This is a genomic window from Pseudomaricurvus alcaniphilus (assembly GCF_011440395.1).
Classification (GTDB): domain Bacteria; phylum Pseudomonadota; class Gammaproteobacteria; order Pseudomonadales; family Cellvibrionaceae; genus Pseudomaricurvus; species Pseudomaricurvus alcaniphilus.
Map to the genome: position 1 here is coordinate 198,404 of NZ_JAAOIX010000007.1, position 25,858 is coordinate 224,261.

Here is a 25,858-nt window from a genome sequence, read left to right on the forward strand (position 1 = left end):
GACGGCAACAGCGGGCTATTCGCCGCGCTGCTTAACGTGCTCCAGCAGCATTTCCAAACCGGCTGCCTTGGGTTTTACCAGCCAGAAACGACCGATGTAATCGGTGAAGTTTTCCAGTAACTCCTGACCCCAGGGGCTGCCTGTCTCCGTCACGAACTCATCGATGATATTGCGCAAATGGTGACGATGCGCCTCGAACGACTCGCGGTGGATGCGGTGAATCTCGATCAGTTCGTGGTTGTACTTGTCCACAAAAGTATTGCTGCGATCAAGCACATAGGCAAAGCCGCCGGTCATTCCCGCGCCGAAGTTGACGCCAGTCTCACCCAGTACCGTGACCACGCCGCCGGTCATATATTCACAGCAGTGATCACCAACTCCTTCAACCACCACCTGGGCCCCGGAGTTGCGCACACCACAGCGTTCACCCGCGGTGCCAGCGGCAAACAGCTTGCCGCCAGTGGCGCCGTACAGGCAGGTGTTGCCCATAATGCTGGTTTCATCGGACTTGAACTCCGAACCCTGGGGTGGACGCAGGACGATTTTACCCCCGGCCATACCCTTGCCGACGTAATCGTTGGCATCACCTTCCAGGTACAACTCCAGGCCACCGGCATTCCAGACCCCAAAACTCTGCCCGGCAACACCGGTCAGCTTTAACTTGATGGGGGCGTCGGCCATACCCTGGTTGCCGTGGCGCTTGGCAATTTCACCACTGAGGCGAGCGCCGATAGAGCGATCGCAGTTGGTAATATGGAAGGAGAATTCACCGCCGGACTTGGCTTCGATGGCCGGTAGTACCGCTTTCACCATCCGCTCGGCGCACTCACCCTTGTCGTAAGGCACGTTGCGAGCCACCTTACAGGTCTGGGGCTTGGTCTCCAGCAGCGCATCGGTGTATATGATCGGCTTCAGGTCCAGCTTGCCCTGCTTCACTGTGGTGCCTTCGACACACTCCAGCAAATCGACCCGTCCCACCAGTTCATCGAGACTGCGCACACCCAGTTGCGCCATCCACTCGCGAGTTTCCTGGGCCACGAACTTGAAGAAGTTCATGGCCATCTCCACCGTGCCGATATAGTGCTTCTTGCGCAGCCGCTCCTGCTGGGTCGCCACGCCGGTGGCGCAGTTATTTAGGTGACAGATACGCAGGTACTTACAACCCAGCGCCACCATGGGCGCGGTGCCAAAGCCGAAGCTCTCGGCGCCGAGCATGGCCGCCTTGACCACGTCGAGGCCGGATTTCAGGCCGCCATCGGTCTGCACGCGCACATTGCCGCGCAGGTCATTGGCGCGCAGGGTCTGGTGAGTTTCACTCAAACCCAGCTCCCAGGGAGAGCCGGCGTAACGAATGGAGGTCAAGGGGCTGGCCGCGGTACCGCCATCGTAACCGGAAATGGTGATCAGGTCGGCGTAGGCCTTGGCGACCCCGGCGGCGATGGTGCCGACGCCCGGGCGCGATACCAGCTTGACCGACACCAGCGCATCCGGATTGACCTGCTTGAGATCAAAAATCAGCTGCGCCAGATCCTCGATGGAATAGATATCGTGGTGCGGCGGCGGTGAAATCAGGGTAACCCCGGGCACGGAATAGCGCAGCCGGGCGATCAACTCGTTGACCTTGCCGCCGGGCAGCTGGCCGCCCTCACCGGGCTTGGCCCCCTGGGCCACCTTGATTTGCAGCACATCGGCGTTGACCAGATAGTGCGGTGTCACACCGAAGCGGCCGGAGGCAATCTGTTTGATCTTCGACACTTTGGGGGTATTGAAGCGGGCCGGGTCTTCGCCGCCCTCACCGCTGTTGGAGCGGCCACCGAGGGTATTCATGGCTTCGGCCAGGGCCTCGTGGGCCTCCGGCGACAGGGCACCCAGGGACATGGCGGCCGAGTCGAAGCGACGGACGATGGATTCCACCGGCTCCACTTCATCCAGTGGTACCGGCTGCAGGTCCGCCTTGACCCGCAGCAAATCCCGCAGGGTGGCGGTGGGGCGGTTGTTTACCAGCGTCGAGTAGTCGCGCCAGGCTGAGTAATCGCCGCTTTTTACCGCGTTTTGCAGAGCCTGCACCACATCCGGGTTGAAGGCGTGGTATTCCTCACCGTGCACGTATTTCAGCAGCCCGCCCTGGGCAATCGGCTTGCGCGCGGTCCAGGCAGTTTTCGCCAACCGCTTCTGGTCGTTTTCCAGGTCGCTGAAGTCGGCTCCCTGGATGCGACTGGCGGTACCTGCGAAACACAGGTCGATGACCGGCTCGGCCAGGCCAATGGCCTCAAACAACTGTGCACCGCGGTAGGAGGCGATGGTTGAAATCCCCATCTTGGAGAGAATCTTCAGCAGCCCTTTGTTGATGCCCTTGCGGTAGTTGTTGAAAGCGGAAGTGGCGTCCAGCAACAGCTCACCGGTCTCGATCATCTCGTTGAGAACCTGGTAGCTGAGGTAGGGATAGACGGCGGTCGCGCCATAGCCGATCAGGGCCGCCACCTGGTGCGGGTCCCGGGCGGTACCACTGGCCACGATAATATTGGCATCGCAGCGCAAACCGTCCACCGTCAGGCGGTGATGCACGGCACCGGTAGCCAGCAGCCCGTGAATCGGCAAGCTGTCCTTGCTGATGCTGCGGTCGTCGAGCACGATCTGCACCTTGCCGGCCGCGACCGCTACCGCGACCGCGTCGCTGAGCTGGCGAATGGCCTGCTCCAGGTTGAGCTTGGCCGGATCGTAGTTGAGATCAAAGATTTCGACATCGTAGCCCGGGCGGTCGCAGTCCAGCAGCGCCTGGAACTTGGCCGGTGACAATACCGGTGACGTCAGGATGATGCGGTCGGCATGGGCCTCGGTTTCCTCGAACACCGACAGCTCGCGCCCGATGCAGGTTTCCAGCGACATCACAATCGCCTCCCGCAGCGGGTCGATGGGCGGGTTGGTCACCTGGGCAAATTGCTGGCGGAAGTAGTCGTAGAGGCTGCGCTCCTTGCTGGACAACACTGCCATCGGGGTATCGTCACCCATGGAGCCGACCGCTTCCTGGCCGCCTTCGGCGAGGGGACGCAAAACCTGGTCGCGCTCCTCGAACGACACCTGAAACATCTTCAGGAAAGTTTTCAGTTGCTCCCGCGACAGCACGGAATCGGTGGATTCCAGCTTGAAGGTACTCTCCAGGCGCAGGGCTTTGGCCCGCAACCACTTCTTGTAAGGGTGGCCGGCTTTCAGCTGGTTATCGACATCGGCGGTGTGGAACAGCTGGCCGGTTTCGGTATCCACCGACAGGATCTGGCCCGGTCCCAGGCGGCCCTTGGCCACCACATCTTCCGGCTTGTAGCCGTAGGTGCCCACTTCCGAGGCGACGGTGATAAAGTCGTCCTTGGTGATCACCCAGCGCGACGGGCGCAATCCGTTGCGGTCGAGGGTACACACGGCGTAGCGACCGTCGGTAATTACCAGGCCAGCGGGGCCGTCCCACGGCTCCACGTGCATGGAGTTGAATTCGTAAAACGCGCGCAGGGCCGGATCCAGGTTTTCGACGTTTTGCCACGCCGGCGGCACCAGGGTACGCACCGCGCGGTGCAACTCCATACCACCGATAAGCAGTATCTCCAGCATATTGTCGAGGCTGGAGGAGTCGGAGCCGGTACGGTTCACCAGCGGCGTTACTTCGTTCAGGTCGGGCAGCAGCGGGCTTTGAAATTTCGGGGTACGCGCTACCGACCAGTTGCGGTTACCCATGACGGTGTTGATTTCACCGTTATGGGCCAGCATGCGAAACGGCTGCGCCAGCGGCCAGCGCGGCATGGTGTTGGTGGAAAAGCGTTGGTGAAAAACGCAGATGGCGGTTTCCAGCGCCGGATTGGCCAGGTCCGGGAAAAATTTCGGCAGGTCCACCGGCATCATCAAGCCCTTGTAGGTGATGACACTGGCGCTCAAACTGGCAACGTAAAAGCTGTCGTCGTGCTGCAGGCGTTTCTCCGTCTTGCGACGCGCCATAAACAGCGCCGAGGCCAGCTGCTGCGGATTCATCTCCGCAGCGGGCTCGACGAACAGGTGCTCAAAGCGGGGCAGGCTCGCCAGGGCAATCGGGCCGAGGCAATCTTTATTGGTGGGTACGATCCGCCAACCCACAGCATTCAGGTTTTGCCCGCGCAGCTCCTCTTCCACGATAACGCGGGCGGCCGCGGCCTTGGCCTCGTCCTGGGACAACATAATGGCGCCGATACCGTACGCGGCACCTAATTCAACACCCAATTCATCCCGCGCTACTGCGCGCAGGAAACCGTCGGGCTTTTGCAGCAACAGACCGCAGCCGTCTCCGGTTTTGCCATCCGCGGCAATACCACCGCGATGGGTCATACAGGTCAGGGATTCAATGGCTGTCTTGAGCAATCGGTGGCTGGTTTCACCCTTAAGGTGAGCAATCAATCCAAAACCGCAGTTGTCTTTAAACTCATCTAACTGGTAGAGGCCGGTGCTCATACGCTGTCTCTCAAATTGCAAACTTAAACTGAATAGGCCGCCGCCTCGCTGTCGCCGAACGGTGGCTGTACCCCGGGGTGCCCGTGACATGGCCCGGCCCCCCAGACAAAAAAGCCCCTGACTAGATGAGGGGCTCCTTGGCAAATGGGCGCAGAATATTACCCGCTCAACGCCCGCTGCGCAAGGTCAGCGCCCCCGGAGAGCCGTTTGCCCGGAAGCTAACTGTGGTGATCGAGCAGCTAAATACCGCGAAACTGGCGAATTCCAGCCTGTATCTCGGTAACTTTGCGCGGCCAGGGGCCCAGTTTCTGCTGCTCATCGGGCAGCAACTTTAACTGCCGTCGCGCCTCTTGCACCGTGGCGTAACCACCCGTGACGACCACATACCATTTGGCGCCTGCGCGAGTCGTGGTATAGACACGCAGCTGGTCGCGATTACTCTGGCGCGCGACGAACTCAGTGACAGAGCGCTGCGACGCCGCCGCCAGCACTTGCAGCAGGTAGTAATCCGCCGGTAGTGCCAGCAATTGGCGCTCATCTGCGCTCAAGCCGTTCGGCGCGGGCTTGACCGGAGGCCGCGCGGTGCTGGCCGCTTCGGCTGGCGAGGCTGGCCTGGTCGCGGCCTGGCCCGAAGCAGCCTGGTTCGAAGCACTTTGACTCGAACCAACTGGGCTCGTAGCAAGCGGCCTGGAAGCGGTTGAACTCGAAACAGTTGGACTCGGCGCCGTCACGGGCGGGCTGGCCGGCTTTTTAGCGGCCGGCTTATTTGCCTCCGTCACGGCAGGCTCCGCGCTGGTGACTTCAGACCGCGCGACGACCTTATCTTGCAGGTTTTGTACCAGCGGCCCTGACACCGCGACTTTTGTCTTCGAGGCCGTGCTACCCTCCCTCAGCGCCGCTGTGGCTGCACCATTATCCACCCCGGAATCGGCCCCGGAAGTCTCTTTGGTGCCCACGGGAACAGCGTCCCGGCCCGCGGCAATTGCCGGCTCTTCCGCGGCTTGGCCCGGCGCCGGGATCGCAGCGGGCACCCCGTTCGCAGACCACTGATCCGCACCAGTCAAGGGTGCCAGCTGCTCCCCCGCACCAGAATCGGGCAGCTGCTCACTGCTGCTGTCACGGTACAGGTAGGCCATAAGCAATAGTGTCAACAGTGCCACCACACCAATCATATGAGTCACCGGCAAACCGGCCGAGCGTGGCGGACTCTCTTCCAGCTCCAGGTCAATGGCCGGCAGCAACACGGCGCCCAGCTTGTTGAGTGCCAACGGATTGCCCTCGGAGCGACGCCACAGATCGTCCAGTTGCGCGTGGCTCAAATCCAGGTCGACCTGACGTCCGTCACCGTAGCGCAAGCGCAGGTAGTCACCCACATCCTTGAGGCTCAAAGGCGACAGGCGAATTACGTGGCACAGGCACTGCCCGTCACTCAGCATCTGCACTCGAGCGGACAAGTCGGGATCGCCAAACATCACCACATGACAGGGCGAGTCTTCCCCTTCCGGGGGCGTCACCAGGCCAATCACAGCGGCCAGCAACTGGTCACTGAGCAGGTGGGCGTCGTCCAGCAGTAAAATGCGCTCGCCGGCGCCCGCCAGAGGCAAGCCTTGCGCGAGCGCCTCGCGTAACTGGGCAATCGGATCCTCGTCCTCGGCCGTTGCCACCACCCCGAAACCGGCGGCAATGCCAGCCACCAGTTCGAACATGGAGCTGAGGGCAATGCCTTCAAGCTCGCATATCCGCCAGCTGTCGTCCAGCTCCAGCAGCAATTGCTGTTTAATAGTAGTGCGGCCACTGCCCGGCTCACCCAGCAGCAACAGCAAGGCGTTGCTAAAGCAGCCGAAGTGCAGCAGTTGTTCCAGGGCGGCGCCGCGGCCGGCGCCAGCAAAGAATTCAAATTCCGGCTCAGCCGGCGAACCAGACTCCATCGGTGCCTGCACACCAGTACCGGGGGCAGCGGCATCCTGTGGCTGCGCCTGTTCTCTATTCATAGCATCCTTTGCGGTACACCCGCAACCTTTCCCCTGTGGCCCGGCCAGCCATACCTGGCCTGAGCCGGGGCAAAAAACACAAATCCCAAAACCCGCAAACCCCGCAGCTCACATAGCCCGCAGGTTAGAAAAGTCGCAGCTTACTCAAGCCATTACTGGTAAAAATTTCAGTTCGCGGCAGCAGACAAAGTCTGCTGCAGACAATCCGCGGAAAAATCCGTTGTTACTATGGCCTGTCCAAGGCCTTTCAGCAAGACCAACCGCAGCCGGCCGTCGAGTACTTTTTTATCCACCGCCATCAACGTCATAAACTCGCTGGCACTCATGTCCGACGGTGGGCTGACCGGCAACCGGGCGCGCAGTAACAGCGCCTGCAGACGGGTCGCAATACCCGCCTCCAGCCAACCCAGGCGCACCGACAGGTCGCAGGCCATCTGCATGCCCGCGGCCACCGCTTCGCCGTGCAACCAGTTGCCGTAGCCCTCGCGGGTCTCGATGGCGTGACCGAAGGTGTGCCCCAAATTGAGGATCGCGCGCACACCACCCTCGCGCTCGTCACTGGCCACCACATCGGCCTTGTCCTGGCAGGAGCGTTCGATGGCGAAAGCCAGCGCTTCGGCATCGTTCGCCAGCAATCGCTCGACATTCTCCTCCAGCCAGAGAAAAAATTTCGTATCGCAGATCAGGCCGTATTTGATCACCTCGGCGATGCCCGCGGACAGCTCGCGCTGGGGCAGGGACTGCAACACCCCAGTATCAATAAACACCGCGCGGGGCTGGTGGAAGGCGCCGATCATGTTTTTACCGCGCGGGTGATTAACCCCGGTTTTCCCGCCCACCGATGAATCCACCTGCGACAGCAGGGTTGTGGGAATCTGGATAAAATCCACACCGCGCTGGTAACTGGCCGCGGCAAAACCGGTCATGTCACCCACCACGCCGCCGCCCAGGGCCAACAGTGTGGTGGTGCGGTTGTGGCCATCGCAGAGCAGGCGATCATAGATTGTGGCCAGTACTTCGAGGGTCTTGTGCTGTTCGCCGTCGGGCAGGATTACCGTGGAGACCTGCAGGCCGGCCAGGGCCTCCTGCAGCCCCGCCAGGTAGAGTGGCGCTATAGTTTCGTTGGTGACAATACAGACCTGCTTGCCCCGGATAAAAGAGCGCAAGCGCTGACTCTCGGCCAGCAATCCCGCACCAATAAAAATCGGGTAACTGCGGTCACCCAGATCCACGTTAACTGTTCGCATAATTCGCCCATACCTGTCCACAACCTGAAGGCCGCACAGTTTAGCACAGGCGAATTAATGAAAAGGAGAGGGGAAAGTGCAGTGTTCAGCGACTACGCAGCGCCGCCGCGATTTCCTGGGCCACCACTTTGGGGCCGCGCCGATCGGTGGCGATCACCAGGTCGGCCACCTCCCGGTAGAGCGGGTCGCGCAGGGCGATCAACTCGCGAATCCTGGCTTCCGGGTCCGCCACTTGCAGCAGCGGCCGCTTTTTGTCCTTGTAGGTGCGCTCTACCAACTGCTCGGTGGAGGCGGTCAAGTAGACCACCGCCGGCTGCCGTTGCAACAGCTGGCGATTTTCAGCGCGCATAACGATGCCTCCGCCGGTGGCGATCACACCCTCGGCACTGTTCAGGAGGTCGGCCAGGACCGCCGACTCGCGCTGGCGAAAGCCGTCCTCCCCTTCCACGTCGAATATCCAGGGGATATCGGCGCCGGTGCGCTCCTCGATGACCCGGTCACTGTCGTAAAACGGCAGGTGCAACTGCCCCGCCAGCACTTTGCCAATGGTGGTCTTGCCGGCCCCCATGGGGCCGACCAGTACGACGCAGGTGGGCAGCACTTACTTGACCAGTTTGTCCGAAAGAATTTTGGGGGTAATGAAAATCAGCAGTTCACGCTTGTTTTCGCTGTGCACGTTCTGGCGGAACAGGCGGCCCAGGTAGGGGATATCCCCCAGTACGGGTACCTTGGTTTCACCCGATACCAGCTCCGTCTGGAATATACCGCCCAGTACCACCGTCTGCCCATTAGCCACCAGCACCTGGGTGTGCAACTCTGTGGTATCGATAGTAGGTAACTGGGAGTTATTTTCTCCAGCGATAAACGCGCCGATTGAATCCTGATTAATCTGTAGGTCCATGATGATGTGGTCATCCGGGGTAATCTGCGGCGTCACCTCCAGCTTCAGTACCGCCTCCTTGAACGACACGGATGTGGCTCCGCTCGATGCTGCTTCCTGATAGGCGATTTCCGTACCCGACTGGATATGCGCTACCTGTTTGTCACCAGTAATTACTTTTGGCTGGGAGACAATCTCGGCGAAGCCCAAATCCTCCAGTGCGGAAATTTCCAGACCCAGCAATATATTGTCATTGAGGAAGCTGAGGGCAAAGCTGCCAGCCGGATTGGCCACGCCCAGATCCACCACCAGGTTTTCCACGATATCGGTGGTGCCACCGCCGAGGAAGAACTCACCCGGCGAGCCGGGATCGCTGTCCAGCGAATCGTAGGAACCGGCGAAAGCCACCTGGGAGTTCTTCGGCGTATCCACCCCGGCCACACCCCACTTGATACCCATCTCCTCGCGGAAATCGGAGTTGGCAATCACAATGCGGGCCTCGATCATCACCTGGCGAATGGGGATATCGATCTGCTCGATCAGGCGCCGGAATTCTTCGATCTTGTCCGAGGTGTCGGTGAGGATAATGGAGTTGGTGCGCTCGTCAATAATTGCCGAGCCGCGCTCGGAGAGAATGCTCTCGGTAGCGCCATCCTGGGCGCCGCCACTGCTGCCCTTGTTCTTCTTGAACAGTTTGAAGATTTCCTCGGCACTGGCGTAGCGCACCCGGATATACTCGGTGTAGAGGGGCGCCAGCTCCTGCAGTTGCTTCTGGGTTTCGATTTCCTGGCGCTCGCGCTCGGCAATCTCCGCCGCCGGTGCCACCATCATCACATTGCCCACCTGGCGCTTGTCCAGGCCCTTGGTTTTCAGTACCAGGTCGAGGGCCTGGTCCCAGGGTACATTGTCGAGGCGCAGGGTGATATTGCCGCGCACTGTGTCACTGGCCACCAGGTTGAGTTCGGTGAAATCGGCGATCAGCTGCAACACCGAGCGCACTTCAATATCCTGGAAGTTCAGCGACAACTTCTCACCGGAGAAGGCAAAGCGCGACTTTTTCTCTTCCAGCTCCTGCACAGTCAGTGGCTTGACACTGACTACGTAGGTGTTGTCCGCCTGGTAGGCCAGGTAGTCATACTCGCCACTGGCCTTGATCACCAGGGTGGTCTTGTCGCCATCGTAGTCGGCGTCGACCATGGTGACCGGGGTGGCGAAATCCACCACATCGAGACTGCGGCGCAGGTTTTCCGGCAACCTCACCCCGAGAAAGGCTATATTCACGGCACCACCGCGCTGGTCCACATCGATGCTCACCGAGGGATCACTCAAATCGACGATCACCTTGCCTTCCCCCGCTTCGCCCCGGCGGAAGTCGATACCGGTAATGGCTGCACCTCCAGAGGCCTGCACCGTCGCCAGGGAATCGGAAATACTGGTGCTCTTGCTGACGAATTCGCTGCCGGCCTGGCCGCCGCCCACCTCCACGATCAGGGCATTGCCCTCAGCGACGGTGGTGTAAGTGGTCAATTCATTGAGATTGAGGATCAAGCGGGTGCGGCCGCCACTGCTGAGAATAACCGCCGACTTGGCGTTTTCGAATGACAGGGGAAACTTGCGCTGGCTCAGGGCGTTATCAACGCCGGCAAAATCCAGCACGATTCGAGCCGGTTGATCGATGGTGTAACCGGAGGGTTCCACTGGCAGGCTGTCGAAGTCCAGCCGCACCTGAAAGCGATCACCGGGCAACTCGGCAAAGCGCACGTTCTGCAGTGCACTGGCACTGGCCAGGCTGCAAGCTGTCGCCAGCCACACTGCCACCGCCGCCGCTACCCGGCCAGCTCTTGTCTTAAGTTGCACACTGAACATGATCGCTATCCCTTCTCTGCAATTTGGAGTATTTGTGGTCGTTCAACCCAACCATCGGTACCGTTCGGCACTATCTCTATTATTTCAATCTGGAGTGGTGAGGTCGCCACAATACGGCCGTGATTCTTGCCGATGTAATTACCTTGCTTGACCCGGTGAATACCGCCCACGCCGTCGTTAATCAGGGCCCACAAAGTACCGCCGCGCTCGAGGGTACCCACCATGCGCAAGCTGGCAATGTTAAACGATTCCAAAAACTCTTTCTCTCGATTGAGGTCCGGTTTGACATCGGTCTGCTTGCCGCGCACCAGCATTTCGATATCGTCAACCGGCGGGTCAAACGGACTGCGCATGGCCATCGCGCTGTAGACAAAACTCTTGTAGGGCACAAACGGCGGCAGCGGCTCGATTTGCCCGGCCGGGCGACGCTTGGTCTCCTCCATGTAATCCAGCAGGTCCTGGTGCTCACTGGTTCCACCGCAGGCGGACAGCAGCAGCGCGACTGCTAACAGGGTGCAAATAGATCCCGGTCGACGGTAGCACATCGCTATTGTTCCTTACTGTTGTAGCGGTAGGTCTTGGCCAGGATGGTCATGTCCAGCAAACCACCGGTCTTCGCCGCCTTGATATCATAATCGTGCAGCGTGACGATGCGCGGCATACCGGCGACGCCACTGACGAAGGTGCCAAAGTCGTGGTAGGGGCCGGACACCTTGATGGATATCGGCAACTCCACGTAAAACTCGCGCTTGACCTCCGGCTTTAACTCGATAGAACTGATCACCAGACCGCTCTCCGAGCCCTTTTCATCGATATCTTCCAGCAAGCCCGGCACTTCTGTATCGCTGGGTAACTGGGCCAGCAAGGCGCCGAAGGATTCCTCGATCTCCTTCATTTGCTCCCGGTAAGCCTCGAGGTTGGCCGCCTGGAAAGCCTTGGTCTTGAAGGTTGAGCGCAAATCCTGCTCCTGCGCCGTAACCCGCGCCAACTGGATGTTAAGGTCCTTGATAAAAAAGAAATAGCCGCCAGCCACCAGCACTGTCACCAGCAGCGTGCACAGTACCAGTTTGCCAGCGACGGGCCAGACCCCCATACGAGTCCAGTCGATATCGTTGATATCAAAGCTATTGATCTGGTCGATTACATCTTGCAAAGCCATGTCTAACCCCGTTTTTTCCCTGGCTGCTTGCCGGGCGCTTGCCCGCCGGCAGAGGTCGCCTGATCATCACTTTCATTGGGTTTGGTGGTATTGAATGTCATGACGAATTCACTGGCCTGGTCGCCGAACTTGGGCGCGGCCTTGACCGACTTCAGGTTGGGCGTGGAAAACCACTCGGAGGCATCCAGGTTGCGCATAAAGGAGGACACGCGCACATTGGATTCGGTAATCCCGGACACATTGACACTCTTGCCGGTACGGGTCAGCTTGGTCAGGTAGACACCCTCCGGCACCGCTCGCACCACCTCGTCGAAATAGCGCACGATCACCGGGCGCTCACCCTGCAAGCCCTGGATAACCTTCATCCGCGACAGCAGCTCCTCGCGCCGTTTTTTCAGCTCACGAATCTCCCGCACCCGCTTGTCGAGCACGGCAATCTCCTTAGTGAGAATCTGGTTGCGCTGTTTTTGCGAGTCGATTGCGCTGTTGACACTGCTGATCCAGATGTACACACAGACCAGGGCCAGGATCGCCACTGCCGCCAGCACCCCGAGAAACTCGCGCTGCTTTTCGCGCCGGTATTCGTCCCGCCAGGGAAGAAGGTTAATTCTGGCCATTAGTCGAAGCTCCTCATTGCCAGACCTGCGGCGATCATCAGCGCCGGCGCGTCATTGGCCAGCGCGATGGCGTTTACCCGCGGCGCCACACTCATCCGCGCGAACGGGTTGGCGACGCTCACCGGTGTGCCGAGTTTTTCACTGATCACGTCACTCAGCCCTTCCATGGCGGCAACACCACCCGCAAGCAAAATATGATCGACGTCATTGTACTGGCTGGAGGAGAAAAAGAACTGCAGCGAGCGTGTCATCTGCTGCACCACCGCATCCTTGAAGGGCCCCAGCACCTCGCTTTCATAGTCATCCGGGAGGCCGCCCTGCTTTTTCGCCAACCCGGCCTCTTCCGAAGAGAGACCGTAGCGGCGCTGGATTTCTTCAGTCAGCTGCTTGCCGCCAAACAACTGTTCCCGGGTATACACAGTTTTGCCGGCGGACAAGACGCTCAAGGTGGTCATGGTAGCGCCGATATCGAGCACCGCGACTACCTGCTCCTCCTGGTCTTCAAACTGCTCGGCCACCAGGCTGAAGGCCCGCTCCATGGTGTAGGCTTCCACGTCGACGATTTTCGGCTTCAATTCGGCCAGCTCCAGCGCCGTCACGCGCAAGTCGACATTTTCCCGGCGACAGGCGGCCAGCAACACGTCCACCTGATCGGGGTTGTTGTCGGAGGGCCCCTGGACTTCAAAATCGATGGCCACTTCTTCCAGCGGGTAGGGGATGTACTGGTCAGCCTCCAGGGAAATCTGGGTCTCCAGCACGTCTTCGCTCATGCCGGCCGGCATTTCAATTAATTTGGTAATAACCGCTGATCCGGCCACCGCCACGGCGGCGTCCCTGATTTTGGTTTTCGACTGGCGCAGGGCGACCTTGATGGATTCTGCGAGAGCTTCGACTTCGTTGATGTTTTTCTCAACCACGGTGTTGGGGGGCAGCGCCTTGACAGCGTAGCTCTCCACGCGATAGCTATCGCCCTGGCGACTTAATTCCAGAACTTTTACCGAGGTCGAGCTGATATCCAAACCCAGGACCGGTTTGGTTTTTCGCTCCAAGAAACCTAAAATCCCCATTTTTCTATCAATTTCCGTAACTTAGGTGCACTTTATGTTATAGCACTTTAAATGGAACCTGCAACAACACAGACCGTATGTAAACTGCGGAAAACAGCTTATAATAGCCGCCCCGAAGCCCCCGCTTTCCCTAAGCCATTAATTCCCATAGAAAAAATGACTCGTAAACAAAAATATTTAAAATTGACTTTTTGGCTTGTATTTGCCGGTTTGAGCGCGACCGTCAGCCTGTTTTCCGCCACCTACCTATACCTTAGTCCGAAATTACCGGAAGTGGAGTCACTTCGCCAAATAAAATTACAGACGCCTTTGCGCGTTTTTTCCAGTGATGGCGCCCTTATCGGCGAGTTTGGTGAAAAGCGTCGCACTCCGATTGCCATACAGGACACACCCAAAGCCTTTATCCAGGCAATTCTCGCCGCTGAGGACGATGGATTCTACTCCCACTCGGGTGTGGATATTAAAGGGCTTTTGCGGGCCGCCTCGGAATTGCTTACCAGCGGCCAGATCAAAACCGGCGGCAGCACCGTCACCATGCAGGTCGCACGCAACTTCTTCCTCACCCGCAAACAGACTTTCAGCCGCAAATTCAATGAAATACTGCTGGCGCTGCAGATCGAAAAGGAGCTCAGCAAGGATGAAATCCTAGAGCTCTACGTCAACAAAATCTACCTCGGCAACCGCGCCTATGGTATCGAGGCGGCGGCCCAGGTCTACTACGGCAAACCCATAAGCCAACTCAACCTGGCACAACTGGCCATGATTGCCGGGCTGCCGAAAGCCCCTTCCGCCTACAACCCCATTGTCAATCCCAGCCGGGCGCTGATTCGGCGCAACTGGATTCTCGGACGCATGCTGAACCTGGGCTATATCAATGCCGAGGAATACAATGTAGCGGTCAGTGCACCGGTAACTGCCAGCTACCACGGCTCGCGACTGGACCTGGACGCGCCCTACATCGCTGAAATGGCCCGCCAGGAGGCCGTGGATCGGCTGGGCGAAGCCGCTTACACCGACGGCTTCCGGGTCTACACCACGGTTAACGCCAAACTTCAGGCCAGCGCCCAGCGCGCCGTGATCGACGGCTTGCTCACCTACGACCAGCGCCACGGCTATCGCGGCCCGGAAGCGCGCCTGAAAACACCGCAACCCCCGCCTGCCGACGCCGCGGCGGAACTGCAGCTGGCCCAATGGCAGCAGTCGCTGCGATCCTTCAGTACCATTGCCGGCCTGCGCGCCGCGGTGGTCACCCAGGTCAACCCGGACAGTGTCGACTTTATGCTCGCCGACGGCACCCGCTCGACCCTGCTGTGGGAGCACGGTCTTTCCAGCGCCCGGCCCTACATCAGCGAGAACAGTCGCGGCCCGGCCCCGAAACAGGCCGCGGACCTGTTCAAGCCGGGGGATGTGATCCGGGTCAGCGCCCAGCCGGACCACTGGCAACTGAGCCAGATTCCCGCTGCCCAGGCGGCCCTGGTTGCCATCAACCCCACCGACGGCAGCATCCAGGCCTTGTCCGGCGGCTTTGACTTCAACCAGAGCCATTTCAATCGCGCCATCCAGGCCAAGCGCCAGCCCGGCTCCAACTTCAAGCCCTTTATCTACGCCACCGCACTGGAGCACGGCTTCACCCCGGCGACCATCGTCAACGATGCCCCCATTGTCTTCGACGATCCCTCGCTCGAGAGCGCCTGGCGGCCGGAAAACTCCAGCGGCCAATTCGCCGGCCCGACACGGTTGCGCAAGGCGCTGTATGAATCCCGCAACCTGGTTTCTATCCGGGTGCTGCGCAGCATCGGCATCGACACTGCCATCGCCAGTATGGGCCGCTTTGGTTTCGACACCAGCAGCTTGCCCCGCGACCTGTCACTGGCCCTGGGCAGCCACGCCTTCACCCCCCTGGAAGTGGCCAGCGGCTATACCGTATTTGCCAACGGCGGCTACAAGGTCGACCCCTACCTGGTACAGCGCATCGAAAGCGCCCGCGGCCAGGTGGTCTACCAGGCGCAGCCATACACCGTCTGTCGCCAGTGCGAGGCGCCAGCGCCCAGCGCGCCGGCCGGCAACAGCCAGGCGGGCATGGATTTGCAAGCCATGGCGGCACTGGAATCGGCCATGGCGGCGGAGCTGGCCAATGCCCAGTCGCCCCAGGCCAACGGCGGCAACTCCGCTACCGCGGCGGCCCCCACCGCCACACCGACCAAACCGCCGGCTCCCCGGGTGATGAGCCCGCAGGTGGCCTACCTGATCGATGACATGCTGCGCGATGTGATTACCAAGGGCACAGGCCGCAAGGCGGGAGTCCTCGGGCGCAAGGACCTGGCCGGTAAAACCGGCACCACCAACGGCCCCGTGGATGCGTGGTTTTCCGGTTACAACCATCACATAGTGGCCACCACCTGGCTCGGCTTTGACCAGAACCTGCTGTTGGGTCGACGGGAGTTTGGCGGCACCTCGGCCCTGCCCATCTGGATCGATTTTATGCGCACCGCCCTGCAGGGAGTACCGGAAAAACCGCGTTCACTGCCCAACGGCCTGACCTCGGTGCGAATCGACCCGGCCACCGGCATGCGCGCCCGGGCCAGCAACCAGCGCGCTATATTCGAGCTGTTCCAGGCGGGGGATGTGCCGGAATTCGGTAACGAGCCAGCGCCTGTATTTGACGATATGAATCGATCCGACGAAGACGAGGCCCTGCCGGAAGAGCTGTTCTAGCAGTGCCCGAACAGCAGGCGAAAAAAAACTGCCCGCGGGCAGTTTATATCGCCATTGATACGGCTCAGCAATCTTCGATAGTGCGCAGCGGGTAGTGGCTGGGGTAGGGCAGGCGCGCCACTCCGGTGGCCACTGCCGCCTCGGCCACTGCAGCCGCGACTGCGCCCAGCAGGCGTTCATCCGTAGGCTTGGGAATAATGTAGTTGCGGCCGAACTGCAAATCGATGCCGCCGTAGCCCTGGCTCACTCGCGCCGGCACCGGCTCCCGGGCCAGGTCTTTAATGGCTTTGACCGCCGCCAGCTTCATCTCGACATTGATTTCCGTGGCGCGCACATCGAGGGTGCCGCGAAACAGAAACGGGAAACAGAGCACATTGTTAACCTGGTTGGGAAAGTCGGAGCGACCGGTTGCCATAATCAGGTCATCGCGCACCTCGTGTGCCAGCTCCGGGCTGATCTCCGGGTCCGGGTTGGAACAGGCAAAGATCACCGGCTTGGGAGCCATTTTTGCCAGCTGCTCTGCCGACAGCAGGTTGGGGCCCGACAACCCCAGGAAGGCGTCGGCACCATCGATGGCATCGTCCAGGGTGCGCGCACTGGTGGCGTTGGCAAATTCCAGCTTGTATTGGTTGAGATTGTCCCGGCCGGCATAGATGACGCCCTTGCTGTCCACCATGGTGATATGTTCACGTTTGGCGCCAGCCTTGATCATCAGGGTGCAGCAGGCGTGGGCGGCAGCGCCGGCACCGAGGCAAACAATACGAGCTGTCTCGATGGTCTTGCCCTGGATCTCAAGGGCATTGAGCATGCCCGCCACCGTAACAATGGCCGTGCCGTGCTGGTCATCGTGGAAAACCGGCACCTGGCAGCGCTCGATCAGGGCTTTCTCGATCTGGAAGCACTCCGGGGCCTTGATGTCCTCGAGATTGATGCCGCCCCAGGTATTGGCGATGCTGGCCACTGTGTTGATAAACAGCTCCGGGCTGTCCGACTCCACTTCGATGTCCACAGAATCAATACCGGCAAAGCGCTTGAACAGCAGGCTCTTGCCCTCCATAACCGGCTTGCTCGCCAACGGGCCCAAATTGCCGAGGCCGAGAATGGCACTGCCATCGGTGATCACCGCCACCATATTGCCCTTGGCGGTGTAGCGGTAGGCATTTTCACTGTCTTTGGCAATCTCACGCACCGGCTCAGCCACACCCGGGCTGTAGGCTAACGACAAATCTTCCTGGGTTTCCGCCGGCGTAGTGATCTCGATTGCCAGCTTGCCGGGCTTGGGGAAAGCGTGGTAGTCAAGGGCCGCTTGCTTGAATTTGTCTGACATTGTCGTTAGTCCATTCACGTGTGGTTACAATTAATAAAATGTGTCGCTATGCTAGGTAGTAGCCGGTTAATTTTTTCAGGGGCGTGCAGGATACCGGAGCCCCCCGAGCTACTCAAGCGCATACCCGACCAAATTCTGTGGGTTTATTCCAGCTCCAGATCGTATTCTGTCGCCAATTCCAGCATATAAGGCTTGTGTTGCAGCTTCTTACCGCGCTCAGACAAGGTCCGTTCAAACAGCCAGCCGCTTACCTGCAGTTGCCGCCCGCGCAAATCCCGCCAGCTCTTGCCGTCCAGCCAGCGGTCAAAATTACCGAGGTTCTGCCGGTCTATTTTCACCACCAGCCTGTCATCCAGCTCCAGATAGACAGCGCCGGGCTGATCCACCCGGGTGACCACACCCCGCAGGCGGCGATAACCCAGCTGCCCGGCGTTAATACTGGTTGCCGACAGCGGGCGCCAGTAGGGCGCTGACCACACCCCCAGCCGCTGCTGGCGGGCGGATGCCTGGGCAGCGGCGAAACAGCGGGCGTGCGCAGTGTAGGGTGGCTTTACCACCAGGAAGGCCAATCCCTCGCGCAACAACTCCAGCTCCGGACTGCGACCGGAGGCCGATACCGGGTAACCGAGGCGACGACCATAGTGATCGAAGCGCCGTGCCCCGGACAGCAGGTACCAGTCCTGTTCGCTCTGCAGTATTTGTTCCAGCCGGCGCTTGGCCTGCCGTGCCAGCGGCTGTTCCGGCTGCTGCTGGCGGTGCATTTCGGGGGTGTTAACACCGGCAAAACGCAGCGTTTTGCCATCCCCCAGGCGCACACTGTCGCCGTCCAGCACCGCCGCAATCCGGATTGGCGCGGCCGCCGCGGGGGCGAGGAAAGCGCAATCGGGTGTTGAGGGCTGCTCGACACTGGCATCACAAGCTAAAAAAAAAGCGCCTGCACCCAAGGCACAAAGCGCTTTTCTCAACAATGTCAGGGCTTGCCCGGCGACGTGCCAGCGCCTGGCGCTCACACGTCGGATCCCGTTATTTGCCGCCGATACGGCTTCCAAAACGTTTCTTGAACTTGTCAACCCGACCACCGGTGCTGGCTTGCTTCTGCTTGCCGGTGTAGAAGGGGTGGCAGCTGGAACATACGTCCAGGTGCATTTCGCGAGCGCGAGTGGAGCCAGTGGTAATGACATTGCCGCAGCTGCAAGTTGCGGTCAATTGTCCGTATTTAGGATGGATATCTGCTTTCATTGGGATCGCCTTAGTATATTCTGTGCCGCCACCCGATCTTGTGTCGGGCACCGCACAACGGTTAATCTTAGCGGGCTAAAATTCAAGACCGCGCATACTACCAGAATCCATCACCAACGCAAGAGACTTGCGCATTTTTTCAACAACCAGCCAGCAGCCCCCGGGAACCTCCAATCAAATTCATGCCTGAGCCCGCAATCCTCGCCGTCGCACTGCCCACTCCATTGCGTAAAACATTCGACTACCTGGCCGCCACCGAGCCCGCTGCAACCAGCGGCGCCGACACCTGGGTTGGCTGCCGGGTCGCGGTCCGCTTCGGTCAACAGCGACTGGTGGGCATCGTGGTGGCTGTGAAACAAAACAGCCCTGTGGATCCGGCCCGCTTGCGCCCCATCGAGCAGCGCCTCGACCTGACTCCGCTGCTGCCCAATGAACTGCTGGAGCTGTGTCAATGGACGGCAAACTATTACCACCACCCGCTGGGAGAGGTGCTGGCCACCGCCTTGCCCGCCGGCCTGAAGCTGGGCGAAGCGGCCGAGCGCACGCCAGTCAAGGCCTGGCAGCTAACCACTGCCGGCTGCCAGGCAGCGCCCCAGTCCCTGGCCCGCAGCCCGCGCCAACGGGCCCTGCTGGAAGAGCTGCAGCAGCGCCACCAGGCTGGCCAAGAGCTGGTTCTGCACAGCGACTTGCTGCAAATCGGCTTCCAGAACAGCAACCTCAAGAGCCTGCAGGACAAACAGTTGCTGACCCGGCAGCAGGCAAACTACAGCCCGGATCGCAGCCAGCCACTGCTGCGCCAGGAGCCTCTGGCGCTCAACCCGGACCAGGCCAGCGCCCTGGAACAAATTGACTTTAGCGGTTTTGCCACCTACCTGCTGCATGGCACCACCGGCAGCGGCAAAACCGAAGTCTACCTGCAGGCCATCGCCACAGTGCTGGCCGCCGGCCAGCAAGCGCTGCTGCTGATTCCCGAGATCGGCCTGACGCCGCAGATGCTAAAACGCTTCCAGCTGCGCTTTAACCGGCCCCTGACCATTATCCACTCCGGCCTCAGTGACGGCGAACGCAAACAGGCCTGGCTCGATGCCAGCAACGGTGACACCGACATCATTATTGGCACCCGTTCAGCGGTGTTCACCCCGCTGCCACGGCCCGGAATTATCATAATTGACGAGGAGCACGACCTGTCGTTCAAGCAGCAGGACGGCTTGCGCTACTCCGCCCGCGACCTGGCGGTGATCCGCGCGCAAAAACTGCAGATTCCGCTGCTGCTGGGCAGCGCCACTCCGTCGCTGGAGAGCCTCTGCAACGCCTACAACCAGCGTTTTCAGCTGCTGCAATTACCGCACCGGGCCGGTGCCGCCAATCCGCCCGCCATCGAATTGATCGACCTTAAGCGCCAGGCCCTGCTGGAAGGCATCAGCCAGACCGCACTCGACAGTATCGACCAGCGCCTGGAGGCCGCCGAACAGGTGCTGGTGTTTATCAACCGGCGCGGTTTCGCCCCGACCCTGATGTGCCACGATTGCGGCTGGATCGCCCAGTGCGCCCACTGCGACGCCCGCCTCACCGTGCACCAGCAGCCCAACCACCTGCACTGCCACCACTGCGACCACCAGCGCAGCCCCATCAAGCGCTGCCCCAATTGCCACAGCCTGCAGCTCAACTGCCTGGGGCAGGGTACCGAGCGGGCCGAAACCGTGCTGCGCGAGCGCTTTCCCCAATACCCGGTGCTGCGGGTCGACCGGGATTCCACCAGTCGCAAACACGCCATGCAATCGATTCTCGACCAGGTCAATCGCGGTGAACCCTGCATCCTGGTGGGCACCCAGATGCTGGCCAAGGGACACCACTTCGCCAACGTCACCCTGGCGGTCATTCTCGACGCCGACAGCGGTATGTTCAGCACCGATTTCCGCGGCCCCGAGCGTATGGGCCAGCTGCTGATCCAGGTGGCCGGCCGCTCCGGCCGGGCCAGCAAGCCGGGCAAGGTGCTGATCCAGACCCACCTGGGCGACCACCCGCTGCTGCAGACATTGCTGCGCCAGGGCTACAGCGAATTTGCCAAGCTGCAATTGCGCGAACGCCAGTTGACCCAGCTGCCGCCCTATCGCTACCTGGCCCTGCTGCGGGCGGAATCAAAACGGCCGGAAAACGCCATTGAGCTGCTGAATCTGGCGCGCCAACTGGCCCTGGCCTGCCATCCCGCCGTCCCGCAGATGAGCTACCTGGGCCCCCTGCCGGCGCCCATGGAGCGCCGCAACCAGCGCTTTCGCTACCAGTTGCAGATCAATGCCGGCAGTCGCGCGCAGCTCCATCACCTGTTACAGCAATTGCTGCCGCAGCTGGAACAAAGCGCCCTCAGCCGGCGCGCACGCTGGTCCGTGGATATCGACCCCCAGGACATGAGCTAATCTGGAGACATGACCTTTAACCATCGCGGCTCGGTGAAAAGGCCGGTCACTGGTTGGTGGCCCTTGCCGGGTCGAGTACAATAGCCGCCTCCACGAGGTAACCCCGCAGTAACAGAAGCCCTTTAATGACCCGAGACTTTGCCAAAAAGCCCCGCCCGGCGCCCAAAAACAAACCCAGGAACAAGCCCGCAGCCGCCACTTCAAGTCGGGTGCCGGCCTGGATATGGCTGGTCACCGGCGCCGTGTTGGGGGCCTTTATTACATTTCTGGCCTATCTGTCCGGGATCGCCCCCCAACAATTGGCCGACCCTGGCCAGGGGCAGCGCTCGCCTGCGGCGAAACCGGCAACAGAAGTCCCCAAGCCGCGCTTCGACTTTTACACCCTGCTAAAAGAGAGCGAAATTGAAGTCAAGCCCCCCACCAGCCCAGCCAAGGCGCCCGGCAGCAACAACCCCGACGAAGAGTTTATCCTGCAGGTTGGCTCTTTTAAAAAGCTGGCGGACGCTGATCGACTGCGCGCCGAACTGATTCTTCTGAACCTGGACGCCCAGGTGGAAACCGTCACCGTGCGCAACGGCCAGACCTGGCACCGGGTACTGGTGGGGCCCTACTACAGCAGTTCTACCGTGGCCCGGGCGCGCAGCGTACTGGCGTCCAACGACATCAACCCGCTGCTGCTCAAGCGCCCGCGTCACTAACTGCCCGGCCTTAATCACAGCGCAGCAGAGCACAGGTAAGAGCTGGTAAATGCTAACCCGGCCCCGTCCGTGAGGCCGGCTGCCGGCAGGCCAATGACCCGAATTGGCGCCAATTCAAGGGAGGCAACCTTGAATCCGCCAGATTCAACCCCATGTTGCTGCAAACGCCTGCGCAAACAAGCTGGCCGTCGGCGCCAAACCGCCGGACACTATGCACCGGATTGGACTGGCACAGGTTTGATGACTGATTGAGGATTCACAGTGGAACAATATCGAGGCACCACCATTTTGTCCGTGCGCCGCAACGGCAAGGTTGTAATCGGCGGCGACGGCCAGGTATCCATGGGCAACACGGTTATGAAGGGCAATGCCCGCAAGGTGCGACGCCTGTACAACAACCAGGTTCTGGCGGGATTCGCCGGCGGCACCGCCGATGCCTTTACCCTGTTCGAACGCTTTGAGGCCAAGCTGGAATCCCACAATGGGCAACTGGTGCGCGCCGCAGTTGAGCTGGCCAAGGACTGGCGCACCGACCGCGCCCTGCGCCGGCTGGAAGCCCTGCTGGCAGTGGCGGACAAGGACGCCTCGCTGATCATCACTGGCAATGGCGACGTCATCCAGCCGGAGCAGGACCTGATCGCCATCGGCTCGGGCGGCCCCTTCGCCCAATCCGCCGCCCGCGCCCTGCTGGAAAACACCGAGATGGAAGCCCGGGATATTGTCAGCAAAAGCCTCGGCATCGCCGGCGACATCTGTGTGTTCACCAACCACAACCACACCATTGAAGAGCTCGATTACCAGAGCAACTGATGCCGGCCAGACCGCAGCAACAACTTGAGAAAGGTTACCCAATGCCAGATATGACCCCCAGGGAAATCGTCCACGAGCTGGACAAACACATTATTGGCCAGGCCGACGCCAAGCGCGCAGTGGCCATCGCCTTGCGCAATCGTTGGCGCCGCATGCAGCTCGACGAGAGCCTGCGCAACGAAATCACACCGAAAAACATTCTTATGATCGGCCCCACCGGCGTGGGTAAAACCGAAATCGCCCGGCGCCTGGCAAAGCTCGCCAACGCCCCGTTTTTAAAGGTTGAAGCCACCAAGTTTACCGAGGTCGGCTATGTCGGTCGCGACGTGGAATCCATTATCCGCGACCTGGTTGACGGCTCCATCAAGATGCACCGCGAACAGGAGATGAAGAAGGTCGAGCACCGCGCCTCGGACGCCGCCGAGGAGCGCATTCTCGACGCCCTGTTGCCACCGGCACGGGGCGATGAACCAAAAGAGGGTAGCGAGTCCACCACCCGGCAGATCTTCCGCAAGAAGCTGCGCCAGGGCGAACTGGACGACAAAGAGATAGAGATAGAGCTCGCTGCCGCCGCGGTGGGCGTGGAAATCATGGCCCCGCCGGGCATGGAGGACATGACCAACCAGCTGCAGAATATGTTTTCCTCCCTGTCCTCGAAAAAGACCCGCACCAGCAAGCTGACGGTAAAACAGGCCTTCAAGCAACTGCGCGACGAGGAGGCGGCCAAGCTGGTGAACGAGGAAAACCTGAAAGCCAACGCCATCCAGGCGGCGGAGCAGAACGGCATTGTCTTCCTCGATGAAATCGACAAGGTGGCCAAGCGCAGCGAGAGCACCGGTGGCGACGTTTCCCGCGAGGGTGTACAGCGCGACCTGCTGCCCCTGATCGAGGGCTGCACCGTCAGCACCAAACACGGCATGATTAAAACCGATCATATCCTGTTTATCGCCAGCGGCGCCTTTCACCTGGCCAAGCCCTCGGACCTGATTCCGGAACTGCAGGGTCGCCTGCCGATTCGGGTGGAACTGGGGGCCCTGACCCCGGACGACTTCGAGCGCATTCTGACCGAGCCCGACGCCTCCCTGACGGAACAGCAAATTGCCCTGCTCAACACCGAGGGTACCCACCTCAGCTTCACCAGTGACGGCATTCGCCGCATCGCCGAGACCGCCTACGAGGTCAATGAGCGCACCGAAAACATCGGCGCCCGTCGCCTCCACACCATTATGGAAAGATTGCTCGAAGACGTCTCATTCAGTGCCAGTGACGGCGAAAAAACGGTCACTATCGACGCCCACTACGTTGACGAACACCTGGGCGAACTGGCTCGCAACGAAGACCTCAGTCGCTTTATCCTCTGATGAGTACTGCACCGAGCAAGATCAAGCTGCACCGGCAGAGCCGCACCCTCGAAGTACAAATGGGGGATAACACCTATCACCTGCCGGCCGAGCTATTGCGCGTGCACTCGCCCTCGGCTGAGGTGCGCGGCCACGGCCCCGGCCAGGAGGTGCTGGTGTACGGCAAAAAACACGTCACCATCGAGCGCCTCGAAGCCACGGGCAACTATGGTATACGAATTGTTTTCGGCGACGGTCACGACTCCGGCATTTTCACCTGGGATTACCTGGCCAAACTCGGCCAGGAGCAGGAATCCCTGATGCAAGCCTACGAGCAGGCACTGCACGACGCCGGCCGCACCCGCGAGCCCGACACCCAGGTGGTGAAACTGCTGGACCCCTAGCTGAACCCCTGGTGTAGCCCAGGTGTAGCCCCCGGTCACAGGACCGCCAATTGAGCCGCTAATCCGGCCCGCGCAACAGTCACTGGCATTCACCCCTGTGACGGGTACAATAGCCGGCGTTATTGCACAGCCCTATTGTAGAGAGAAGCGCAGATGAGCGATCGCCGCCAGGATAAAAAAACCACGCACTTTGGCTTTAAGGAAGTCCCGGTCGAAGACAAGGCCAGCCGGGTCGCGGAGGTATTTCACTCCGTCGCCGGCAAGTACGACCTGATGAACGACCTGATGTCCGGCGGCGTCCACCGCCTCTGGAAGCGCTTTACCATCGAGGTCTCCGGTGTGCGCCGGGGCCATAAGGTGCTGGATATCGCCGGTGGCACCGGCGACCTGAGCTATAAATTTTCGCGCCTGGTGGGCCCCGACGGGCTGGTGGTGCTGGCCGACATCAACGACTCCATGCTCAAGGTCGGCCGCGACCGCCTCACCGACCGCGGTATCAGCGGCAACCTGGTGGTAAGCCAGGCAGACGCCCAGCAGCTGCCGTTTCCCGACAATACCTTTGACTGTATTACCATTGCCTTTGGCCTGCGCAACGTCACCGATAAGGATATGGCCCTGCGCTCCATGTTGCGGGTATTAAAGCCCGGTGGCCGGCTGTTGGTACTGGAATTTTCCAAACCCCGCAGCGAGCTGCTGAACAAGGCCTACGATACCTATTCCTTCCGCCTGCTGCCGCTGATGGGCAAACTGGTGGCCAACGACTCGGACAGCTACAGCTATCTGGCCGAGTCGATCCGCATGCATCCGGACCAGGCCACCCTCAAACAGATGATGGAAGACGCCGGTTTCAGCAACTGTGACTATCACGACCTGACGGGCGGCATCGTCGCCCTGCACAAAGGCACCAAGCCCTGAACCCGGCACTGCCTTCGGGCCCTGACCATAGCCCAAACCACAGCCCAGCAACCCCTATGCCGTTGACCCCAGCATGATAGACCCGACCCTGATCAGCGCCGCCACCGCGACTCTCGAAGCCGCCATCGACAAGGCCTTGCGCTACGACCCGGCGACCCGCCAGCGGCTGCAGCAGCTGGCGGGAAAGAGTCTCGCCATCGAGCTGACCGAACTGCAGTTGACCCTCGGCGTCTATTTTGAAGAGCAGGGCATCGCGCTCAGCACCCATATCGAAGAGCCCAGCACCCGCCTCAAGGGCAGCCTGCCGGCCCTGCTGCTGATTGCCCGGGATCCGGGTACCAGCCTGGCCCAGGCGGGGGTTGAGGCCGAGGGCGATACCAGTGTGTTGCTGGCCGTGCGGGACATCGGCAGTGACCTGGAGCTGGATTGGGAGGAGGCGCTCAACGACTGGCTCGGAGACGTGGCCGGCCACCAACTGGCCCAGGTACTGCGCGGCCAGGTCAACTGGCTGCGCGAGCGGGCCAACAGCGGCCGGCGGCTGGTGGGTGAGTTCCTGACCGAAGAATTGCGCGCCGTTCCCAGCCCCAGTGAACTACAGCACTTTAGCGAGCAGGTAGACCAACTGCGCCTGGCCAGCGATCGCCTGCAAGCGCGCTTCGACCGCCTGCGCGACCTCCTCAGCAACTCCGGCTCGGCCTAGGG

Annotated in this window: 20 protein-coding genes; 8 read left to right on the forward strand and 12 right to left on the reverse strand. The window is 60.7% G+C overall.

The window, feature by feature from the left end; translation table 11 throughout:
* Positions 1-15: 15 nt before the first annotated feature.
* The 9 genes from gltB to G8764_RS14705 all read right to left on the reverse strand — a co-directional run bounded on the left by gltB (position 16) and on the right by G8764_RS14705 (position 13,294).
* Positions 16-4,467: a glutamate synthase large subunit gene (gltB, locus tag G8764_RS14665; RefSeq protein ID WP_166165410.1), complete on the reverse strand. Its 4,452-nt coding sequence runs from the start codon at positions 4,465-4,467 to the stop codon at positions 16-18.
* 239 nt (positions 4,468-4,706) lie between these two features.
* Positions 4,707-6,458: an AAA family ATPase gene (locus tag G8764_RS14670; protein WP_166165411.1), complete on the reverse strand. Its 1,752-nt coding sequence runs from the start codon at positions 6,456-6,458 to the stop codon at positions 4,707-4,709.
* Positions 6,459-6,625: 167 nt separating this feature from the next.
* Entirely contained in the window at positions 6,626-7,705 is a 1,080-nt protein-coding gene (aroB, locus tag G8764_RS14675; protein WP_166165412.1) for a 3-dehydroquinate synthase, read from the reverse strand.
* A gap of 85 nt (positions 7,706-7,790) precedes the next feature.
* Positions 7,791-8,306, reverse strand: coding sequence for a shikimate kinase AroK (gene aroK, locus G8764_RS14680; RefSeq protein ID WP_425049211.1), 516 nt, complete (start codon positions 8,304-8,306; stop codon positions 7,791-7,793).
* Positions 8,307-10,451, reverse strand: coding sequence for a type IV pilus secretin PilQ (locus G8764_RS14685; RefSeq protein WP_166165413.1), 2,145 nt, complete (start codon positions 10,449-10,451; stop codon positions 8,307-8,309).
* Between the two features lie 5 nt (positions 10,452-10,456).
* A complete protein-coding gene (locus tag G8764_RS14690; protein WP_166165414.1) occupies positions 10,457-10,996 on the reverse strand; it encodes a pilus assembly protein PilP in 540 nt (179 codons plus the stop codon).
* Between the two features lie 2 nt (positions 10,997-10,998).
* Positions 10,999-11,610, reverse strand: coding sequence for a type IV pilus inner membrane component PilO (locus tag G8764_RS14695; protein ID WP_166165415.1), 612 nt, complete (start codon positions 11,608-11,610; stop codon positions 10,999-11,001).
* A 2-nt stretch (positions 11,611-11,612) separates the two neighbouring features.
* On the reverse strand, positions 11,613-12,227 hold the full coding sequence (locus tag G8764_RS14700; protein ID WP_166165416.1) for a PilN domain-containing protein: 615 nt from the start codon (positions 12,225-12,227) through the stop codon (positions 11,613-11,615).
* Positions 12,227-13,294 carry a pilus assembly protein PilM gene (locus G8764_RS14705; RefSeq protein WP_166165417.1) on the reverse strand — a complete coding sequence of 356 codons (1,068 nt, stop codon included), beginning with the start codon at positions 13,292-13,294 and terminating at the stop codon, positions 12,227-12,229. The genes G8764_RS14700 and G8764_RS14705 overlap by 1 nt, the downstream gene beginning before the upstream one ends.
* 309 nt (positions 13,295-13,603) lie before the next feature.
* Here G8764_RS14705 and G8764_RS14710 point away from each other — a divergent pair, with 309 nt between their 5' ends.
* Positions 13,604-16,009 carry a penicillin-binding protein 1A gene (locus G8764_RS14710; RefSeq protein WP_341806400.1) on the forward strand — a complete coding sequence of 802 codons (2,406 nt, stop codon included), beginning with the start codon at positions 13,604-13,606 and terminating at the stop codon, positions 16,007-16,009.
* Between the two features lie 64 nt (positions 16,010-16,073).
* Here the strand turns inward: G8764_RS14710 and G8764_RS14715 are convergent, their stop codons facing one another.
* The 3 genes from G8764_RS14715 to rpmE form a co-directional block, all read right to left on the reverse strand.
* A complete protein-coding gene (locus G8764_RS14715; RefSeq protein WP_166165419.1) occupies positions 16,074-17,336 on the reverse strand; it encodes a malic enzyme-like NAD(P)-binding protein in 1,263 nt (420 codons plus the stop codon).
* Between the two features lie 143 nt (positions 17,337-17,479).
* Positions 17,480-18,346 (reverse strand): thermonuclease family protein, encoded by an 867-nt coding sequence (locus tag G8764_RS14720; RefSeq protein ID WP_166165420.1) that lies wholly within the window; start codon positions 18,344-18,346, stop codon positions 17,480-17,482.
* Positions 18,347-18,359: 13 nt separating this feature from the next.
* Entirely contained in the window at positions 18,360-18,575 is a 216-nt protein-coding gene (rpmE, locus tag G8764_RS14725; protein ID WP_166165421.1) for a 50S ribosomal protein L31, read from the reverse strand.
* A 182-nt stretch (positions 18,576-18,757) separates the two neighbouring features.
* On the opposite strand from rpmE, the gene G8764_RS14730 reads away from it, so the two are divergent.
* The 7 genes from G8764_RS14730 to G8764_RS14760 all read left to right on the forward strand — a co-directional run bounded on the left by G8764_RS14730 (position 18,758) and on the right by G8764_RS14760 (position 25,856).
* Positions 18,758-20,989, forward strand: coding sequence for a primosomal protein N' (locus G8764_RS14730; protein ID WP_166165422.1), 2,232 nt, complete (start codon positions 18,758-18,760; stop codon positions 20,987-20,989).
* 125 nt (positions 20,990-21,114) lie between these two features.
* Positions 21,115-21,687 (forward strand): SPOR domain-containing protein, encoded by a 573-nt coding sequence (locus tag G8764_RS14735; protein WP_166165423.1) that lies wholly within the window; start codon positions 21,115-21,117, stop codon positions 21,685-21,687.
* Between the two features lie 261 nt (positions 21,688-21,948).
* The gene (gene hslV / locus G8764_RS14740; RefSeq protein WP_166165424.1) at positions 21,949-22,497 is read left to right on the forward strand and encodes an ATP-dependent protease subunit HslV; all 549 of its coding nucleotides are present in this window, start codon (positions 21,949-21,951) and stop codon (positions 22,495-22,497) included.
* Between the two features lie 41 nt (positions 22,498-22,538).
* Entirely contained in the window at positions 22,539-23,858 is a 1,320-nt protein-coding gene (gene hslU / locus G8764_RS14745; RefSeq protein WP_166165425.1) for an ATP-dependent protease ATPase subunit HslU, read from the forward strand.
* Positions 23,858-24,241 carry a gamma-butyrobetaine hydroxylase family protein gene (locus tag G8764_RS14750; protein WP_166165426.1) on the forward strand — a complete coding sequence of 128 codons (384 nt, stop codon included), beginning with the start codon at positions 23,858-23,860 and terminating at the stop codon, positions 24,239-24,241. Before hslU ends, G8764_RS14750 begins: the two co-directional genes overlap by 1 nt.
* 153 nt (positions 24,242-24,394) lie before the next feature.
* A complete protein-coding gene (gene ubiE / locus G8764_RS14755; RefSeq protein ID WP_166165427.1) occupies positions 24,395-25,156 on the forward strand; it encodes a bifunctional demethylmenaquinone methyltransferase/2-methoxy-6-polyprenyl-1,4-benzoquinol methylase UbiE in 762 nt (253 codons plus the stop codon).
* A gap of 73 nt (positions 25,157-25,229) precedes the next feature.
* Positions 25,230-25,856: a ubiquinone biosynthesis accessory factor UbiJ gene (locus tag G8764_RS14760; protein WP_166165428.1), complete on the forward strand. Its 627-nt coding sequence runs from the start codon at positions 25,230-25,232 to the stop codon at positions 25,854-25,856.
* Positions 25,857-25,858: the final 2 nt, after the last annotated feature.

Excerpts from the sequence above, each read along its gene's own strand:
- gltB (WP_166165410.1), bottom strand. The coding sequence starts at position 4,467 with ATGAGCACCGGCCTCTACCAGTTAGATGAGTTTAAAGACAACTGCGGT.
- G8764_RS14735 (WP_166165423.1), top strand. The coding sequence starts at position 21,115 with ATGACCCGAGACTTTGCCAAAAAGCCCCGCCCGGCGCCCAAAAACAAA.
- G8764_RS14715 (WP_166165419.1), bottom strand. The coding sequence starts at position 17,336 with ATGTCAGACAAATTCAAGCAAGCGGCCCTTGACTACCACGCTTTCCCC.
- G8764_RS14730 (WP_166165422.1), top strand. The coding sequence starts at position 18,758 with ATGCCTGAGCCCGCAATCCTCGCCGTCGCACTGCCCACTCCATTGCGT.
- G8764_RS14690 (WP_166165414.1), bottom strand. The coding sequence starts at position 10,996 with ATGTGCTACCGTCGACCGGGATCTATTTGCACCCTGTTAGCAGTCGCG.
- G8764_RS14670 (WP_166165411.1), bottom strand. The coding sequence starts at position 6,458 with ATGAATAGAGAACAGGCGCAGCCACAGGATGCCGCTGCCCCCGGTACT.
- G8764_RS14750 (WP_166165426.1), top strand. The coding sequence starts at position 23,858 with ATGAGTACTGCACCGAGCAAGATCAAGCTGCACCGGCAGAGCCGCACC.
- hslU (WP_166165425.1), top strand. The coding sequence starts at position 22,539 with ATGCCAGATATGACCCCCAGGGAAATCGTCCACGAGCTGGACAAACAC.
- rpmE (WP_166165421.1), bottom strand. The coding sequence starts at position 18,575 with ATGAAAGCAGATATCCATCCTAAATACGGACAATTGACCGCAACTTGC.
- G8764_RS14700 (WP_166165416.1), bottom strand. The coding sequence starts at position 12,227 with ATGGCCAGAATTAACCTTCTTCCCTGGCGGGACGAATACCGGCGCGAA.
- G8764_RS14705 (WP_166165417.1), bottom strand. The coding sequence starts at position 13,294 with ATGGGGATTTTAGGTTTCTTGGAGCGAAAAACCAAACCGGTCCTGGGT.
- aroB (WP_166165412.1), bottom strand. The coding sequence starts at position 7,705 with ATGCGAACAGTTAACGTGGATCTGGGTGACCGCAGTTACCCGATTTTT.
- G8764_RS14695 (WP_166165415.1), bottom strand. The coding sequence starts at position 11,610 with ATGGCTTTGCAAGATGTAATCGACCAGATCAATAGCTTTGATATCAAC.
- ubiE (WP_166165427.1), top strand. The coding sequence starts at position 24,395 with ATGAGCGATCGCCGCCAGGATAAAAAAACCACGCACTTTGGCTTTAAG.
- G8764_RS14760 (WP_166165428.1), top strand. The coding sequence starts at position 25,230 with ATGATAGACCCGACCCTGATCAGCGCCGCCACCGCGACTCTCGAAGCC.
- G8764_RS14685 (WP_166165413.1), bottom strand. The coding sequence starts at position 10,451 with ATGTTCAGTGTGCAACTTAAGACAAGAGCTGGCCGGGTAGCGGCGGCG.